Source organism: Bradyrhizobium sp. CCGB12 (assembly GCF_024199845.1).
In the GTDB taxonomy this organism is placed as follows: Bacteria; Pseudomonadota; Alphaproteobacteria; order Rhizobiales; family Xanthobacteraceae; genus Bradyrhizobium.
In genome coordinates, this window is sequence record NZ_JANADO010000001.1 from 8,110,001 (window position 1) to 8,124,837 (window position 14,837).

The 14,837-nt window shown below is 64.9% G+C and carries 14 protein-coding genes (1 of these 14 cut by a window edge); 3 read left to right on the forward strand and 11 right to left on the reverse strand.

What is annotated here, in order from left to right; translation table 11 throughout:
• Window positions 1–237, reverse strand: partial view of a TRAP transporter substrate-binding protein gene (locus NLM27_RS37210; RefSeq protein ID WP_254147989.1) — the start only. The gene continues 855 nt to the left of window position 1, outside the view; 237 of the gene's 1,092 nt are visible here — the first part of the coding sequence; it begins with the start codon at window positions 235–237; its stop codon lies beyond the left edge, outside the window.
• A gap of 326 nt (window positions 238–563) precedes the next feature.
• The gene (locus NLM27_RS37215; RefSeq protein WP_254147990.1) at window positions 564–1,655 is read right to left on the reverse strand and encodes a TRAP transporter substrate-binding protein; all 1,092 of its coding nucleotides are present in this window, start codon (window positions 1,653–1,655) and stop codon (window positions 564–566) included.
• A gap of 293 nt (window positions 1,656–1,948) precedes the next feature.
• Here NLM27_RS37215 and NLM27_RS37220 point away from each other — a divergent pair, with 293 nt between their 5' ends.
• Window positions 1,949–3,034 carry an NAD-dependent epimerase/dehydratase family protein gene (locus NLM27_RS37220; protein WP_254147991.1) on the forward strand — a complete coding sequence of 362 codons (1,086 nt, stop codon included), beginning with the start codon at window positions 1,949–1,951 and terminating at the stop codon, window positions 3,032–3,034.
• 114 nt (window positions 3,035–3,148) lie between these two features.
• Here NLM27_RS37220 and NLM27_RS37225 read toward each other — a convergent pair whose 3' ends face one another.
• The 5 genes from NLM27_RS37225 to NLM27_RS37245 form a co-directional block, all read right to left on the reverse strand.
• The gene (locus NLM27_RS37225) at window positions 3,149–4,462 is read right to left on the reverse strand and encodes an NAD(P)H-dependent oxidoreductase (RefSeq protein ID WP_254147992.1); all 1,314 of its coding nucleotides are present in this window, start codon (window positions 4,460–4,462) and stop codon (window positions 3,149–3,151) included.
• 205 nt (window positions 4,463–4,667) lie between these two features.
• A complete protein-coding gene (locus tag NLM27_RS37230; protein ID WP_254147993.1) occupies window positions 4,668–5,468 on the reverse strand; it encodes a phytanoyl-CoA dioxygenase family protein in 801 nt (266 codons plus the stop codon).
• A 139-nt stretch (window positions 5,469–5,607) separates the two neighbouring features.
• Window positions 5,608–6,285 (reverse strand): GntR family transcriptional regulator, encoded by a 678-nt coding sequence (locus NLM27_RS37235; RefSeq protein ID WP_254147994.1) that lies wholly within the window; start codon window positions 6,283–6,285, stop codon window positions 5,608–5,610.
• Between the two features lie 186 nt (window positions 6,286–6,471).
• Window positions 6,472–7,728 carry a M20/M25/M40 family metallo-hydrolase gene (locus NLM27_RS37240; protein WP_254147995.1) on the reverse strand — a complete coding sequence of 419 codons (1,257 nt, stop codon included), beginning with the start codon at window positions 7,726–7,728 and terminating at the stop codon, window positions 6,472–6,474.
• A gap of 78 nt (window positions 7,729–7,806) precedes the next feature.
• On the reverse strand, window positions 7,807–8,664 hold the full coding sequence (locus tag NLM27_RS37245; RefSeq protein WP_254147996.1) for a sigma-70 family RNA polymerase sigma factor: 858 nt from the start codon (window positions 8,662–8,664) through the stop codon (window positions 7,807–7,809).
• A 99-nt stretch (window positions 8,665–8,763) separates the two neighbouring features.
• On the opposite strand from NLM27_RS37245, the gene NLM27_RS37250 reads away from it, so the two are divergent.
• Window positions 8,764–9,219, forward strand: coding sequence for a carboxymuconolactone decarboxylase family protein (locus tag NLM27_RS37250; RefSeq protein WP_254149023.1), 456 nt, complete (start codon window positions 8,764–8,766; stop codon window positions 9,217–9,219).
• 176 nt (window positions 9,220–9,395) lie between these two features.
• Here NLM27_RS37250 and NLM27_RS37255 read toward each other — a convergent pair whose 3' ends face one another.
• Together NLM27_RS37255 and NLM27_RS37260 are read right to left on the reverse strand one after the other, a co-directional pair.
• A complete protein-coding gene (locus NLM27_RS37255) occupies window positions 9,396–10,208 on the reverse strand; it encodes an alpha/beta fold hydrolase (protein WP_254147997.1) in 813 nt (270 codons plus the stop codon).
• A gap of 2 nt (window positions 10,209–10,210) precedes the next feature.
• A complete protein-coding gene (locus NLM27_RS37260) occupies window positions 10,211–11,029 on the reverse strand; it encodes an alpha/beta fold hydrolase (protein ID WP_254147998.1) in 819 nt (272 codons plus the stop codon).
• Window positions 11,030–11,165: 136 nt separating this feature from the next.
• Between NLM27_RS37260 and NLM27_RS37265 the strand changes: the two genes are divergently transcribed.
• On the forward strand, window positions 11,166–11,708 hold the full coding sequence (locus NLM27_RS37265; RefSeq protein ID WP_254147999.1) for a methylated-DNA--[protein]-cysteine S-methyltransferase: 543 nt from the start codon (window positions 11,166–11,168) through the stop codon (window positions 11,706–11,708).
• Between the two features lie 175 nt (window positions 11,709–11,883).
• Here the strand turns inward: NLM27_RS37265 and NLM27_RS37270 are convergent, their stop codons facing one another.
• On the reverse strand, window positions 11,884–13,428 hold the full coding sequence (locus tag NLM27_RS37270; RefSeq protein WP_254148000.1) for an acyl-CoA synthetase: 1,545 nt from the start codon (window positions 13,426–13,428) through the stop codon (window positions 11,884–11,886).
• 161 nt (window positions 13,429–13,589) lie between these two features.
• Window positions 13,590–14,762, reverse strand: coding sequence for an acetyl-CoA C-acetyltransferase (locus tag NLM27_RS37275; RefSeq protein WP_254148001.1), 1,173 nt, complete (start codon window positions 14,760–14,762; stop codon window positions 13,590–13,592).
• Window positions 14,763–14,837 lie beyond the last annotated feature (75 nt).

Sequence of the window (14,837 nt, forward strand, 5' to 3'; positions counted from 1 at the left end):
GCCCGGGACGATCTCGCCGGACGCGAATGGCTGGATCTGGAATTTGTTGTCGGTCGCCTCTGCGACGCGCTTGCAGAAATATTCGCAGCCGCCATAGAGAGTATCGAGCGCCTTTGGCCAACTCGCCGCGAGCCGCCATCTCACTTCCGGCGAAGATTGCGCGATGGCCGGCGCAGCGACGGCCGTGCTTGCCGCTAGTCCAGCGCCCGTCACTTTCAGGAATTCACGACGTTTCATGCGTACCCTCCGTTGTGCCGATTACTCGACAAGGGAACGATCTTGCTGTCGTTTTGGCGTCGCCGATAATCGACGTGTAATTGTGACGATTTTGGTGTTTCCGAAGGCCCCTTCGGGCTCTTTTTGGATTCCGCGCATCGCGGTACAACGTCAGGATGACCGGTCGCCTTGCGATAATCAAGCGTCGTCGGTGCGCTCGCAGTTGCGAAGCCGGGGCGGGACGGCCAGTTTTCGGTCCGAAATGACGGCGAAAAACGTACAAAGCCCCGGAGATGGCTGCATCTCCGGGGCTTCTCCGTCTTTAGTCGTGGGATTGGCTCAGCGCCTCAGGTCTTGGCGCGCATCCGCGCCATGAAGCTGTCGTAGCTCAGCTCCGCCACCTGCGTCCAAGGCAGCGAGTCGTTCTTGTAGGCCATCATGCTCGCGTACATCTTGCCGAAATGAGCATTGGACTTGGAGAGGTCCGCGTAGATCTCGTTGGCTGCGTTGTAGCAGGCCTCGAGCACCTCCTGCGGGAAGCCCTTGATGATCGCGCCGTTCACGATCAGCCGCTTCAACGCCGGAGCATTCACTGCATCGTATTTGCCGGTGATCCAGGTGAAGGTGTCGCGCGATGCTGCGTCAATCGCCGCCTGGTAATGCTTTGGCAGCGCGTTCCACTTCTCCATGTTCATGATGTTGTGGCCCTGGCTCGTGCCTTCCCACCAGCCGGGATAATAATAGTACTTCGCGACCTTGGCGAAGCCGAGCTTCTCGTCGTCGTAGGGTCCGACCCACTCGGCGGCGTCGATGGTGCCCTTCTCCAGCGCCGGATAGATGTCGCCGCCGGCGAGCTGCTGCGGCACGCAGCCAAGCTTGGCGAGGATCGTGCCGGCGAAACCGCCGATGCGCATCTTCAGGCCCTTGAGGTCGTTGACGGTCTTGATCTCCTTCCTGAACCAGCCGCCCATCTGCGCGCCGGTCGATCCGGTCGGGATGCCGTAAACGTTGTGCTCCTTCAAGAGGTCGTTGACGAGATCCTGCCCGCCGCCCCACAACAGCCAGGAAATCTGCTGGCGCGTGTTCAAGCCGAACGGCAATGCGGTCGCAAAGGTGAATGCCGGATTCTTGCCCCAATAGTAATAGAGCGCGGTGTTGCCGATCTCGACCGTGCCGTTGGAGACGGCGTCCAGCACCTGCAGGCCCGGGACGATCTCTCCGGCCGCAAACGGCTGGATCTGGAATTTGTTGTCGGTGATGTCGGCGACCTGCTTGCAGAAATATTCGCAGCCGCCATAGAGCGTATCGAGCGCCTTCGGCCAGCTCGTGGCGTAGCGCCACTTGACCTCGGGCGACGACTGCGCGATCGCGGGTGCAGCGACGGCGGTGCTTGCAGCCAGGCTAACGCCTGTCACTTTCAGGAAATCACGACGTTTCATATGTATCCCTTCCATTGCGTCGATGCTTCGACCGGGGGACGATCTTGGTGTCGTCCTTTTTCGGTCGAGGATCGGCGTTCTCTTGTTGAGATTATTTGAGCGTTTCCGAATGGCCCTGATGGGCTCTTGTTGCTGGAAGCCGAGCGTTGCGGTTCCAGCCCGAGGATGACCGGGCGCACTGATAGAATCAAGGCTCCTGCCGTGCCCTCGCAGCTGCGACACCGGTCAAACGCAAGTCGGGACTATCAACGTCCTGCTAATTTTCGGACAGACAAGGAAAGGGAGGCTCGCGGATGACGGGCAAAAAGGTCGTGGTCGCCGGGGCAACCGGTCTCGTAGGCAACGCCGCGTTGCGACACTTCGGCACATCGGAGCCTTGCGAGGTTGTGGCGCTGTCGCGGCGGAAGCCGCGCGACCTCTATGGCGCCCGTCACGTCCCGATCGACCTCACCAGCGAGACCGATTGCCGCCGCGCCGCGGCCGAGCTTCAGGGCGCCACCCATCTGATCTACGCCGCGCTCTATGAGGCGCCGCAGCTCGTCGACGGCTGGCGCGACCCGCAGCAGATCAGGACCAACGATTTGATGCTGCGCAATCTGATGGGCGTGCTCGAGCCAGTGGCGCCCGACCTCAGGCATGTCGCCCTGTTGCAGGGCACGAAGGCATACGGCGTCCACGTTCGCCCGCTGACGGTGCCGGCGCGCGAGGGCCGCTCCGAGATGTACGAGCAGCCCAATTTCTACTGGGCGCAGGAGAACTTCCTGCGCGAGCTCCAGGCTGGCAAGGCCTGGCACTGGAGCATCTTGCGCCCCGTTCTGATCGTCGGCCTCGCCATGGGCGGCGCCATGGATCTGATCCCGCCGCTCGGCGTCTACGCCGCGATGCTGCGCGAGCAGGGCAGGCCACTCGATTTTCCCGGCGGGGCCGCGCGCGTGGCGCAAGCCGTCGATGTCGATCTCCTCGCCCGCGCGATCGCCTGGTCGGGCGAGGCCAGGCCAGCGCAGAACGAAGCCTTCAACGTCACCAATGGCGATGTCTTCACCTGGGAAAACATCTGGCCCGCGGTGGCGGACGCGCTGCAGATGAAGCGCGGCAAACCGGTGCCGCTGTCGCTTGCGAGGGAGTTCCCGAATTGGGTCGCTCCCTGGGACAAGCTACGGGCCAAGCACAACCTCGCGTCGCCCGGCCTCGCGGACTTCGTTGGCCTCTCATTCCAATACGCCGATTACAGCATGCGCTACGGCCAGACCGCGTCAGGCCCGCCCTCGATCGTCTCCACCGTGAAGATCAACCGTGCCGGCTTCACCGAGATGATGGATACCGAGGACATGTTCAGAAAGTGGTTCAGGCAGGCGAAGGAGGAGAGGTTGTTGCCGTAGAGGTTGCTGCAGCGCGGCTCGTCATGCGGGCTTGTGCCGGGCATCCACGTTCTTGGTGCCGCGAGGAGAGGCGAGGATGGTCGGGTCAAGCCCGGCCATGACGCAGCGGAGGCCCTACCCCTCTTTCGCGAAAGCCCCCTCCATCGCCTTCCGCGTCCTGATCGCCTCGTTGCCCGCATCGAACGCGACGTCGTCCCAGTGCACCACCGCGCCGTGCGCGACGTCATGCCTCAGCCTCACCCCGTGCGCGAGGCCGATTGGCAGCGCGCCGGCCTTCAGGCTCGCGGCCGCCGGCACCAGCTTGCCCCATACCGTGTAGCCGCCTTCGCCATCCAGCATCTCGCCGGCGCGCAAGTTTCGTTTTGCCACAGCCGCGACATCGCCGCGGAAGCCGCCAGCCTGTCCGGTCGGCTCGCCCCGCAGCGCGGCCGACAGCACCGAGATGTTCAGCTCGAGCCCGATCAGGTGATAGGGCTTGTACATCGCAGCATAGCGTCCGCTGGCGTCGGTCTTCAGGCCATATTGCCTGAAGCAGTCGGCTGCATAGTCGTTCGGCGCTTCCAGTACGACATAGACGCCCCAGCGCAGGTCGCGAAACACCGGCCTTCCGTCGCGCTCGAGCGAGGAGACCACCTCCACCACGCCCGCTCGCTCCAGCACACCGCCGTGCGATCGCGGCCGCATGATATGCGGCAGATCGTCGACGCCGCAGGGCGGAAACAGCAGGCCATCCGCGGGCACGTCGAGGGTGCAGGCATTCGCGATCGCGGCCATCTCGATCGCCGATTTGGTGCCGTCGAGGAAGGAGTTGAACATCTGGGGATTCATGCCGGCCGACTGCGCCTCGCCGGCGGTGAGGCCGTAATGCTGCCAGACGCCGTCAGGCGTCACGTCGTGATAGGCCGGCAGGTATTTTGTGCCCTTGCCGGCGGCGACGACGCGAAAGCCGGTGGCGCGCGCCCAATCCACCATCTCCGCCGTCAGCGCCGGCTGGTCGCCATAGGCGAGCGAATAGACCACGCCGGCTCTTCGCGCTTCCTCGGCGAGCAGGGGACCCGCCAGCACGTCGGCCTCGACATTGACCATCACGATATGCTTGCCCGCGGCGATCGCCGCGCGCGCATGCTTGATGCCGACGGCGGGATTGCCGGTCGCTTCCACCACCACGTCAATCGTGCCGCCGGCGATGGCGCGTGCACCGTCATCGGTGAAGGTGGTTGCGGCAATGCGCTCCGCAGTCCAGCCGACGGTGCGGCAGGCCTCGCGTGCACGGTCGCGGTCGATGTCGACGATGACCGGCACCTCCAGCCCCGGCGTATGCGGCACCTGCGCCAAGAACATCGAGCCGAATTTGCCCGCGCCGATCAGCGCGATGCGAACGGGCTTGCCAGCGGACGCGCGGGCCTGGAGGAGACCGAAGAGGTTCATGGGAATGTTTCCGGTGATACAGAAATTCGTGAGACGCGCGTCTCTATCAGTCCGTCATGGCCGGGCTTGACCCGGCCATCCACGTCTTACTGTCGGCGATCGTGTTGAGACGTGGATACCCGGGTCATAGGATAGCGGAAGCGACGCCGTCCTTCGAACGGCTATGCCCGGGCATGACGCCTGTAAAGGTTGCACGAGACCTGTTTTACTCCGCCGCCTGCCGCGGCGCACGGGCAAGCCGCAGCAGCGCGTCGTCCTCCACCGTCTTGATCGGCGCGAAATCGCGATGCGCGATGTACTCCGGCCGCGTCGGGGTTCGGATGTAGTTCGAGACCGCATTCAGCGTCAGGTACACGATCTTGCGCGGATAGGGCGTGATGTTGCCGCTGGAGCCGTGCACGAGATTGCCGTGGAACATCAGCATGCCGCCGGGCTTGCCAGTGGGCGCGACGATGCCGCCCTGCTTGACGAGGCGTGTCACGGTGTCCTCGTCCAGCGTCCACAGCGGGTAGGATGTGGTGGCGAGATCATGCGAAGCCTCGAGGTCGCCGGCGTTCTGGCTGCGCGGCACCAGCATCAGCGGACCATTGATCGGCATCACCTCGTCGAGGAAGATCGCGATGTTCATCGCCCGCGGCTCCGGCATGCCGTCGTCACGTTTCCAGGTGCCGTAATCCTGGTGCCACTGCCAGACGTCGCCGGTGAAGGCCGATTTCGCATTGATCTTGAACTGGTGCATGTAGACCGGCTCGCCGAAGAGCTGCTCGACCGGCTCGATCATGCGCGGATGCGCGCCCAGGAGGCCGAAGGCCTCGTTGTAGAGATGCGCGGCAAAGGCGGTGCGTGGTGCGCCGCTCTTCTCGCGCCAGACCTCCGGCCGGTTGGCGTCATAGATGCCGACCGCCTCGCGCGCGAGGAGATCGACCTCCTCCTGCTTGAACAATTCGGGCAGGAACAGCCAGCCCTCGCGGTGGAAGAACTCCAATTGCTCCTGGGACAGTTTCATGGGTCGTCCTCCTCCTGTGGTTTTGTTTTGTCATTCCGGGGCACGCGAAGCGTGAACCCGGAATCCATTCATCTACAGTCACTGCGGCCCAATGGATTCCGGGCTCGATGCTGCGCATCGCCCCGGAACGACAGCGTCGCTACGCCGCCGCCTCTTCCGTCGCCCGCAATCTCTCCTCGGTCATCCGTCCCGCCGTCTGTGCATGCGCCAGCGCGGCGCGCTCGGCTGCTTTCGCGTCGCCTGCGAGAATGTGCTTGGCGATGTCGGCATGCTCAGCCCAGGCGCTGCCGCGATAGTCGAGCTCGGACAGCACCGTCGCCATCGAGCGGCGCATATGCGGCCATTGCGGCGCGATCGTCTCCTCGATCACGGGATTGCCGGCGAGCCGATAGATCGCGCGATGAAAGTCGACGTCGAGCACGATGAGCTCGGCGAGCGTCGTTGTGCGGTCGATGCGGCGTCCGGCGGCGAGCGCCGCCTCCAGCCGCGCGCGACCCGCGGCATCGGCGGCTGCGCGCTCCGCGGCAAGCCGGGCGGCGAGCGCATCGATGGCGCCGCGCACCTCGTAGAGCTGGCGAATGCGGGAGGGGTCGAGCTGGGTGACTTCAAATCCGCGCTTGCCGCTCTCGGCAACCAATCCCTGCCGGTGCAGCAGATGCAGCGCGTGCGACACCGGCTGGCGCGATACGCCGAGCTTGTCGGCGAGCTCGTTCTGCCGGATGCGCTGGCCCGGCTGCAGGGTGCGGTCGGAGATCGCCTCCAGGATCCGGGCATAGACCTGGTCGATCAGGTTCGGGAGCGGGTCGAGAGGAATCACGCCGGCAGCTCCGAAGATGCTCAAAGGAATACGGAATTCCGTATTCGAAACTACGCGCTATGGCCGAGGCCGTCAAGCGGTACCGGATGGATGACTGGCTGTCGTTTTCTGCGACGGCTAAGCTATTGATATTGCTTGCACCGTCTACTGTGCATGGGGTTGTTTTTCGAGAAAAAGGATGTCGTCCTATTTCTTCTTGCCCTGCTCGATCAGCGTCCGGCTCATCAGATAGAGCCGCGGCACGATCGAGTTGGTGTCGATGAACTCGTCGCGGGCGTGATAGCCGAAACCGGCGAGGCCGAAGCTCTCGACCACGACCGCCTTGCCGCTGCGATTGGCATAGCCCGCATCGGTGCCGCCGCCGGTCATCTCGGTGATGTCGAGCTTGCGGTCGATCTCGGCATAGATCGCCTGCCCCTCCTGCGCCAGCGCGCGGCCGCGATCGCTGGCGACGAAGGGCGGCCGGCCCGCCGTGATCGTCACCTTGGTTTCGGTGTCGGGAACGAGTTTCTCCTTCACCTTGGCGTCGAGCGCCGCCTGCAATTTGGCGATGCCGTCAGGGATGGTGAGGCGAATGTCGGCGCCGGCCTCGGCCTTCTCCGGGATCTGGTTGCGCACGGTGCCCGCCTGCGCCGTGGTCCAGTTGAGCTGCGTGCCCGGAATCGATTTGGCGGCGTCCTTCGTCTGCTGCAATTGATGCGCGAGCTCGATCAGCGCGTTGCGGCCGAGGTCGGGCGCAGCGCCCGCATGCGAGGCTCGGCCCTTGACCTCCATCTTCGCAGTCGCGGTGCCGCTCGCGCCCAGCAGCAGCGAGTCGTTCTTTGCCGGAGGCGATGCCGCCGTCGGCTCGCAGGAGAGCACCACATCGTGCTGGTCGGCGAGCTCCGCGATGATCTCGCCCGAGCCGATCGATCCGACCTCTTCGTCCGGATTGAACGACACGGTGAGCTGGGCATAGTCCTGCCAGCCGGCGTCCTTCAGGATCTTGAGCGCATGCAGGACCACCGCGATGCCGCCCTTGTCGTCGGCGATGCCGGGCCCGTAGATGCGGTTGCCGTCAACGCGGTACGGCTCGCTTGCAAGGATGCCGCGCTGATAGACCGTGTCCATATGCGCGATCAGCATCAGCTTGCGGGTGCCGGTGCCCTTGAACGTCGCGATCACCATGTCGGCGCGCGTGCCGGCGGTGGTCTTGCGCCGCTCCGTGGTCGCGCCCAGCGCCTTCAGCCGCCCTTCGGTGAAATCGGCCATCTTCGCGAGGCCCTCGGCATCGCCGCTGCCGCTCTCGATCATCACCATGTCGCGCAGCGTCTCGATCAGCGGCGCTTTCTCCTGCTCGGCGGCGGCCTTGATCTTTTCGTCGGCGGCAGCGAATGCCGACGTCGCCCCGGTAGCGAGGCCGAGCAGCGACAGGGCGAGCAGCGGGGTGAGGCGAGATTTCATCGGAGCATCCTTTCGCGTCTCGCGCGCTGGCGCACGCGATTGGCCGAAAGCCTAGCATCGGGTGGAGCCCGTTGCCACCTAGCGCTCGAGCACCTCTACGTCCAGCGCCGCGACCCGCTCCGCATCGGCCAGCGCCTCGATGGCTGCGATCCGGTCGCCGTTGAAGGTGACGCGCAGCGCGATGCGCAGATGTCCGCCGAGGATGACAGCAACGCCGATCTCGCCGTCGACCAGCGCTGTCCGCGCGGCCTGGGCGCGGCCCTTGTAGAGCTGCGCGACTGCATCCGCGCCGCGGATCTCCGGAAGTGTGCCGAGCCGCACCGCGGCGTCGTCGGCACGGAACACGACGTCGGGATCGAGCATGGCGAGCAAGCCTTCGAAGTCGCCTTCACGCGAGGCTTTGAGGAATGCATCGACGATCCTGCGTTGGCGCGACAGGTCCGCCTCGGGCACCGGCACCCCCTGCACGCGGCGTCGTGCGCGGCTCGCCAGCTGCCGCGAGGCATCGACCGAGCGTCCTACGATCGGCGCGATCTCCTCGAACGGCACGGCGAACATGTCGTGCAGCACGAAGGCGAGCCGTTCCGCCGGCTGCAAGGTCTCGAGCACGACCAGCAGCGCTGCGCCGACGGAATCGGCCAGCTCCACCTCGCGCTCCCGCGTCTCGTCGACCGGCTCGGGCACGTGCGGGCCCATCGGATCTTCCTTGCGTGACTTCCGCGCGCGCAGCATGTCGAGGCAGATGCGCGCGACCACGGTGGTCAGCCAGCCGCGCAAATTCGCGACATCTGACATGTCGTAGCGGCTGACCCGCAGCCAGGCCTCCTGTACGGCGTCGTCGACCTCAGCGCGGGACCCCAGCATCCGGTAGGCGACTGCGCGCAAATGGTCCCGGCTAGCCTCGAACTGCTGGGTGAGAAGATTTTCTTCAGTCATCGGTCACATTCCCTCATCGCGATCCGTCATGCCCATGACGAAGCCAGTCCGGCCGATGTGACCGGAACCTTCTAAATTAGCAAACGGAGACACAAGATGATGCACGCGCGCATGAACCACCCCGTCATGGTCCTGCCGGAGGCCATGAACCACCTTCAAGCCCTCGGCAATGTCACCAAGCAGGGCCTGCCGGAAAAGCTCCTGGAACTGGTGCACCTTCGCGCCAGCCAGATCAATGGCTGCAGCGTCTGCGTGGACATGCATCCGAAGATCGCCCGCAAGCTGGGCGAGACCGATGAGCGGCTGTTCGCGGTGTCCGCCTGGCGGGAGGCGCCCTATTTCACCGACGCCGAGCGCGCCGCGCTGGCGCTGACCGAGGCGGTGACGCGGGTTGCCGATCGCGAAGACCCGGTGCCGGATGCGATCTGGAACGAGGCGGCCAAGCATTTCGACGAGCGCGAACTCGCAACGCTCGTGCTTTCGATCGCGACGATCAATGTCTGGAACCGTCTTAATGCGACGATCAAGATGCCGGTCGGCGTTTGGAAGGTGTGAGTGAGGCGAGCACCGGCCGTGCACTCCCTCGCCCCGCTTGCGGGGAGAGAGTGGGGTGAGGGGGAGCCTCCGCAGGGACGGTGAGAGTTGGACTCGCGGAAGCTCCCCCTCACCCGGATCGCATCTTGCGATGCGATCCGGCCTCTCCCCGCAGGCGGGGAGAGGCGAAGAGGCACCTACTCCGCCAGGAACGCGCTCACCACCTCGCCGAACTCCAGCGGGGCCTGCTCGAACATCCAATGGCCGGCATTGGGAATCACCGCCGTGCTGCTGGCGGCGATGTGCTCGGCGAGCACGCGCCACATCACCGACAGGCTTCCCGTCGTCGCGCCGCCGCCGATCAGCAGCGTCGGCGTCCTGATCGCCTGCGCATCGGCGCGCGTGTAGGGCCTGCGCTGCTCGTTGATCTGGCCGAGGAAGGTGAGGGCATTGTCGCGCAGTTGCTGCTTCGCCGCTGCCGGCACGCGCCGCCAGGAGCCGTCGCCTTCGATGCCTTCGTAGAAGTTCTGCAGCGCGCCCTCGATATCGCCGGCACGGATCATCTCGACCGAGCGGGCCGTGCGTGCGGCCAGCGGCGGATGCGCGGGCGTGCCTTCGGGCACCGGCAGGCTGGCGTCGAGATCGCCGCCGGGCTCGGCCAGTACCAGCCTGCGCAACAGATCCGGCCGCGCCTGCGCGACGCGGAAGGCGATGTGGCCGCCGCGTGAGTGGCCCATCAGATCGACCGGGGCGGGCTTGACCTGCTCGATGAAGGCGATCATATCCGCGACATGCTGCGCCATCTTGTAGTCGTCGCCGACGGCGTCCCAATGCTCGGGAAAGAAGTGCCGCAGGCTGACCGAGATCACGCGGTGGTTTTTCGACAGCGGGCCCAGCACCGAATACCAGGTGCGAAAATCGCCTAGCGTGCCGTGCACGCAGACCAGCGGCGGGCCCTCGCCGACTTCGAGATAGGCCATGTCGTAACCATTGACGCGAAAGGTCTGCATGATCAGCTCGCCAGAAAATCCAGGACAACTTCAGAGTATTTTTGCGGCGCCTGCTCGAACATCGGATGCGTCGCGTTCGGGATGATCGCCGTCTTGGAGTAGGGCACATGCGCGGCCAACGCGTGCAGCACCTTGGGCAGCAGGCCCTTGGTCCGCGCGCCCAGGATGAACAGCGTCGGCATCTTGATTGCTTCCGCGTCCGTCTTCGAAAAGGGCGGGCGATTGTCGCGGACCTGGCCGATCAGCGTCATCGCATTGTCCCGCAGATTCTGTTTCACCATTGCCGACAGTCGCGGCCAGGTGCCGGCCCCTTCCAGCGTGTCGACGAAGACGGCAAGGCCCCCGTCGACGTCGCCGGCCGCGATCTTCTCTGCGGAAGCCGTAAAGCGTGCCAGCAGCGGCGAGGGGCCGCCGACATAGTCGGGATCCAGAGTTGCATCGAGTTCGCCGCCGGGCTCGGCCAGGATCAGCCGCCGCAACAGGTCGGGGCGCGCTTGCGCCACGCGGAAGCAGATGTGCCCGCCGCGGGAATGGCCCATCAGGTCGACCGGCCCGAGGTCGAGTTTCTCGATGAAGGCGATGACGTCTTGGACATGCTGGGCGATCGAATAGGTGTCACTGATGCCGTCCCATCGCGCCGGGAAGAAGTGCCGCAAGCTGACAGCGATCACCCGGTGCCGCTGCGTCAGCGGCCCGAGCACGCAGCCCCAGATGCGGAAGTCGGAGAGCGAGCCGTGCACGCAGAGCAGCGGCGGGCCGGCTTTGGCTTCGCCCACGTCGAGATAGGGCATGTCGTAACCGTTGACGTGGAGGCTTTGCATTCTGGGCTCGCGAGGGAATTGGAACTCCTGTGCAAGATTCCCGGAAACCGGGTGGATCGCAACTAATTCCAAGCCTAGATTTAGGCCGAGATCACAATGGGGGCATGCGACAAGGACGCGAGCCAGGAACCAAGCCATGACCGACCGGCGTTTTGCCCTGTTCGACACCAGGATCGGCCTCTGCGCGATCGTCTGGGGACCGCGCGGCATCAACGGCACGCAACTGCCCATGGGCGGTGAGCCGAAGATCCGCACCCGTATCCACCAACGTCATGCCGAGGCGACCGAAGCCGAGCCGACCGCCGAGGTGCGAGAGGCGATCGACCGCATCACAAAACTGCTCGCAGGTGAGCCTGATGACCTCACCGACATTCCGCTCGACCTCGACGGCGTGCCCGAGTTCAACCGCGGCGTCTACGAGATCGCCCGCGCCATCCCGCCGGGCAAGACCATCACCTATGGCGACATTGCCAAGCAGCTCGGCGGTGTCGAGCTGTCGCGCGACGTCGGCCAGGCGCTCGGCCGCAACCCGTGCCCGATCGTCGTGCCCTGCCACCGCGTGCTCGCGGCCGGTAACAAGCCCGGCGGCTTCTCGGCGAATGGCGGCGTGGTCACGAAGCTGAAGATGCTCGAGATCGAAGGCGCGCTGGTGAACCATACGCCGAGCTTGTTTGATTGAGGGCTCTCTTACCCTCCCCTGGAGGGGGAGGGTCGATCGCGCGCAGCGCGAGCGGGGTGGGGTGATTCCTCCACTCGCGCAGTGTTTCGTGTGGAGAGATCACCCCACCCCGCTGCGCATTCCGCTTCGCTGCATGCACAGCGACCCTCCCCCTCCAGGGGAGGGTAAGAGGCGGCTAAATCTTCGCCGCCACCTTCGGCCAATACCTATCGCGCAGATGCCGCTTCACCAGCTTCCCCGTCGGCGTGCGCGGCAGCTCGGCTTCGAAATCGATCGAGCGCGGGCACTTGATGGCGGAGAGGCGGGTCTTGCAATAGGCGATCAGGTCGGCCTCGAGCGCCTTGCCGGCGCGGCTCATGTCGTGCGGCTGCACCACCGCTTTGACCTCTTCGCCCATTTCCTCGTTCGGCACGCCGAACACGGCGACGTCGGCGATTTCGGGGTGGGTGATGAGGACGTCCTCGGTCTCCTGCGGGTAGATGTTCACGCCGCCGGAGATGATCATGTAGGACTTGCGGTCAGTGAGATACAGGAAGCCGTCCTTGTCGAGGTAGCCGACGTCGCCGAGCGTCGACCAGCCCTTGGCGTTGTAGGCCTTCTTCGTCTTTTCAGGGTCGTTGTGGTAGGTGAAAACAGGCGCATCGGCGAAATAGACCGTGCCGATTTCGCCCAGCGGCTGTTCCTCGTCGTTCTCGTCCAAAATCTTGATCTTGCCGACCACGGCGCGGCCGACGCTGCCGCGATGCGCCAGCCAATCCTTGGAGTTGCAGACCGTGACGCCGTTGCCTTCCGACCCCGCATAATACTCGATCAGGATCGGCCCCCACCACTCGATCATCTTTGCCTTGACGTCGATGGGGCAGGGCGCGGCAGCGTGGATCGCGCCCTTCAGCGTCGAGACGTTGTATCTGGTGCGGACGTCATCGGGCAGCTTCAACATGCGTACGAACATGGTCGGCACGAGCTGCGACTGCGTCACCTTGTATTTCTCGACCAGCTTCAAGAACTCTTCGGCGTCGAAGTGTTCCATGATGATGGAGGTGCCGCCGAGCACGATCGCCATCATGTTGAAGCGCAAAGGGGCCGCGTGATAGAGCGGCGCCGGGGAAAGGTAGGTCGTGTCGGCGTTCATGCCGCACATGTTGGCGCAGAGCACGCGCAGGAACGCGTTTGGCACATCGATCCTGTTGCCCTCGAACGCCTTCTTGATGCCCTTGGGCCGGCCAGTCGTGCCGGACGAATACAGCATGTCGTAGCCGGCGGCCTCGTCCGCGATCGGCGCCGTCGGCTGCACGCCCGCTTCCTTGTCGTAGGAGCGGAAGCCCGGCTGTGGCTCGTCCATCATGTAGAAGATCGGCTCGCCTGGCGTGCCCTTGATCAGAGCCTTGATCTGGTCGGCGCATTTGGGCGTGGTGATCACGACCTTGGCGCCGCAATCTGCGATGATGTAGTCGATCTCGTCCTGCTTCAGATAGCGGCTGATCGCGGTGTAATAGAGCCCGCTGCGTTGTGCGGCCCAGCAGATCTCCATGAAGGCGAGACGGTTCTCCATCAACAGTGCGATGTGGTCGCCGGCCTTCAGCCCGAGCGAGCGGAACAGTTGCGCGCCCTGGTTCGAGAGCTCGTCGAGCTCGCGATAGGTGATCGCCTTGCCGGTCCCGGCCATCTCGTAGGCGATCTTGTCGGGTGTGGTCTTAGCGTAGACGGAGGGGTGAGTCATGGTCGAGATCTCGCAACAAAAAAGGTGTCATCCCGACGAAAGCCGGGATCCATAGCCACCGATCCAGATTGTCGAAACACGATGCCGCCCATGCTCACACGGGCTCCGTCGGTAATGGGTCCCGGCCTTCGCCGGGACGACACCATCTATGTGGATGAGGCCTACAGCCGCTCCACGATCGTCACGTTGGCCATGCCGCCGCCTTCGCACATGGTCTGGAGGCCATAGCGCTTGCCGCGCTGGTGCAGGGCGTGGACCAGCGTCGTCATCAGCTTGGTGCCGGAGCCGCCGAGGGGGTGGCCGAGCGCGATGGCGCCGCCGTTGACGTTCAGGCGCGCCGGATCTGCGCCGGTTGTCTTGAGCCAGCCGGTCGGCACCGAGGCGAAGGCCTCGTTGACCTCGAACAGGTCGATGTCGCCGATCTTCATGCCGGCCTTCTCCAGCGCGCGCTTGGTCGCATGCAGCGGCGCGTCGAGCATGATGACGGGATCGCCGCCGGTCATGGTCATGTGATGAATACGCGCGAGCGGCTTGACGCCGAGTTGCTTCAGGCCGCGCTCGTTCACCACCATGACGCCGGAGGCGCCGTCGCAGATCTGGCTGGCGCTCGCCGCGGTGAGCTTGCCGTTCTCGGCGATCAGCTTAACGCCCTTGATGCCGTCGAGCGTGGCATCGAAGCGGATGCCTTCGTCGATGTGGTGGGTGTCCTTGCTGCCGTCGGCGCGGGTGATCTCGAGCGGCACGATCTCCTTCTTGAAGTGGCCGGCTTGCGTCGCCGCGATTGCGCGCTGATGGCTGCCAAAGGAGTATTCGTCGAGCTCATCCTTCGACAGGCCGTACTTCTCGGCCATCATCTCCGCGCCGGTGAACTGGCTGAACACGATGTTCGGATATTTGTGCTCGATGCCCGGGCTCTTGTAATTGCCAAAGCCGTTCTTGGCCGGCAGCTGCGACGACAAGCCCATCGGCACCCGAGTCATCGATTCCACGCCGGCCGCGATCACCACGTCCATCGTGCCGGACATCACGGCTTGTGCCGCGAAGTGCAGCGCCTGCTGCGAGGAGCCGCACTGACGATCGATCGAGGTGCCCGGCACGCTCTCCGGCAGCTTCGAGGCCATGATCGCATTGCGCGCGACGTTGTTGGACTGCTCGCCGACCTGCATCACGCAGCCCATGATCACGTCCTCGACCAGGGCCGGATCGACCTTGGTGCGGTCGACCAGCTCGTCCAGCACCTTGGCGGCGAGATCGGCCGGATGCCAGCCGGCGAGGCGGCCCCCCTTGCGCCCGCCCGCGGTACGCGCAGCGGCGACGATGTAAGCCTCGGCCATGTCGGTCTCTCCCTGAATTCTTGATTGGGTTGGTTGTCGGGGGCGGATTTAAGGGGCGCGAGCTCGCTTAGTCAA

Coding starts and splice junctions, on each gene's coding strand:
- NLM27_RS37225 (WP_254147992.1), bottom strand. CDS start 4,462: ATGAACCTCTTCGGTCTCCTCCAGGCCCGCGCGTCCGCTGGCAAGCCC.
- NLM27_RS37245 (WP_254147996.1), bottom strand. CDS start 8,664: ATGACTGAAGAAAATCTTCTCACCCAGCAGTTCGAGGCTAGCCGGGAC.
- NLM27_RS37250 (WP_254149023.1), top strand. CDS start 8,764: ATGCACGCGCGCATGAACCACCCCGTCATGGTCCTGCCGGAGGCCATG.
- NLM27_RS37230 (WP_254147993.1), bottom strand. CDS start 5,468: ATGAAACTGTCCCAGGAGCAATTGGAGTTCTTCCACCGCGAGGGCTGG.
- NLM27_RS37215 (WP_254147990.1), bottom strand. CDS start 1,655: ATGAAACGTCGTGATTTCCTGAAAGTGACAGGCGTTAGCCTGGCTGCA.
- NLM27_RS37260 (WP_254147998.1), bottom strand. CDS start 11,029: ATGCAAAGCCTCCACGTCAACGGTTACGACATGCCCTATCTCGACGTG.
- NLM27_RS37275 (WP_254148001.1), bottom strand. CDS start 14,762: ATGGCCGAGGCTTACATCGTCGCCGCTGCGCGTACCGCGGGCGGGCGC.
- NLM27_RS37255 (WP_254147997.1), bottom strand. CDS start 10,208: ATGCAGACCTTTCGCGTCAATGGTTACGACATGGCCTATCTCGAAGTC.
- NLM27_RS37220 (WP_254147991.1), top strand. CDS start 1,949: ATGACGGGCAAAAAGGTCGTGGTCGCCGGGGCAACCGGTCTCGTAGGC.
- NLM27_RS37270 (WP_254148000.1), bottom strand. CDS start 13,428: ATGACTCACCCCTCCGTCTACGCTAAGACCACACCCGACAAGATCGCC.
- NLM27_RS37265 (WP_254147999.1), top strand. CDS start 11,166: ATGACCGACCGGCGTTTTGCCCTGTTCGACACCAGGATCGGCCTCTGC.
- NLM27_RS37240 (WP_254147995.1), bottom strand. CDS start 7,728: ATGAAATCTCGCCTCACCCCGCTGCTCGCCCTGTCGCTGCTCGGCCTC.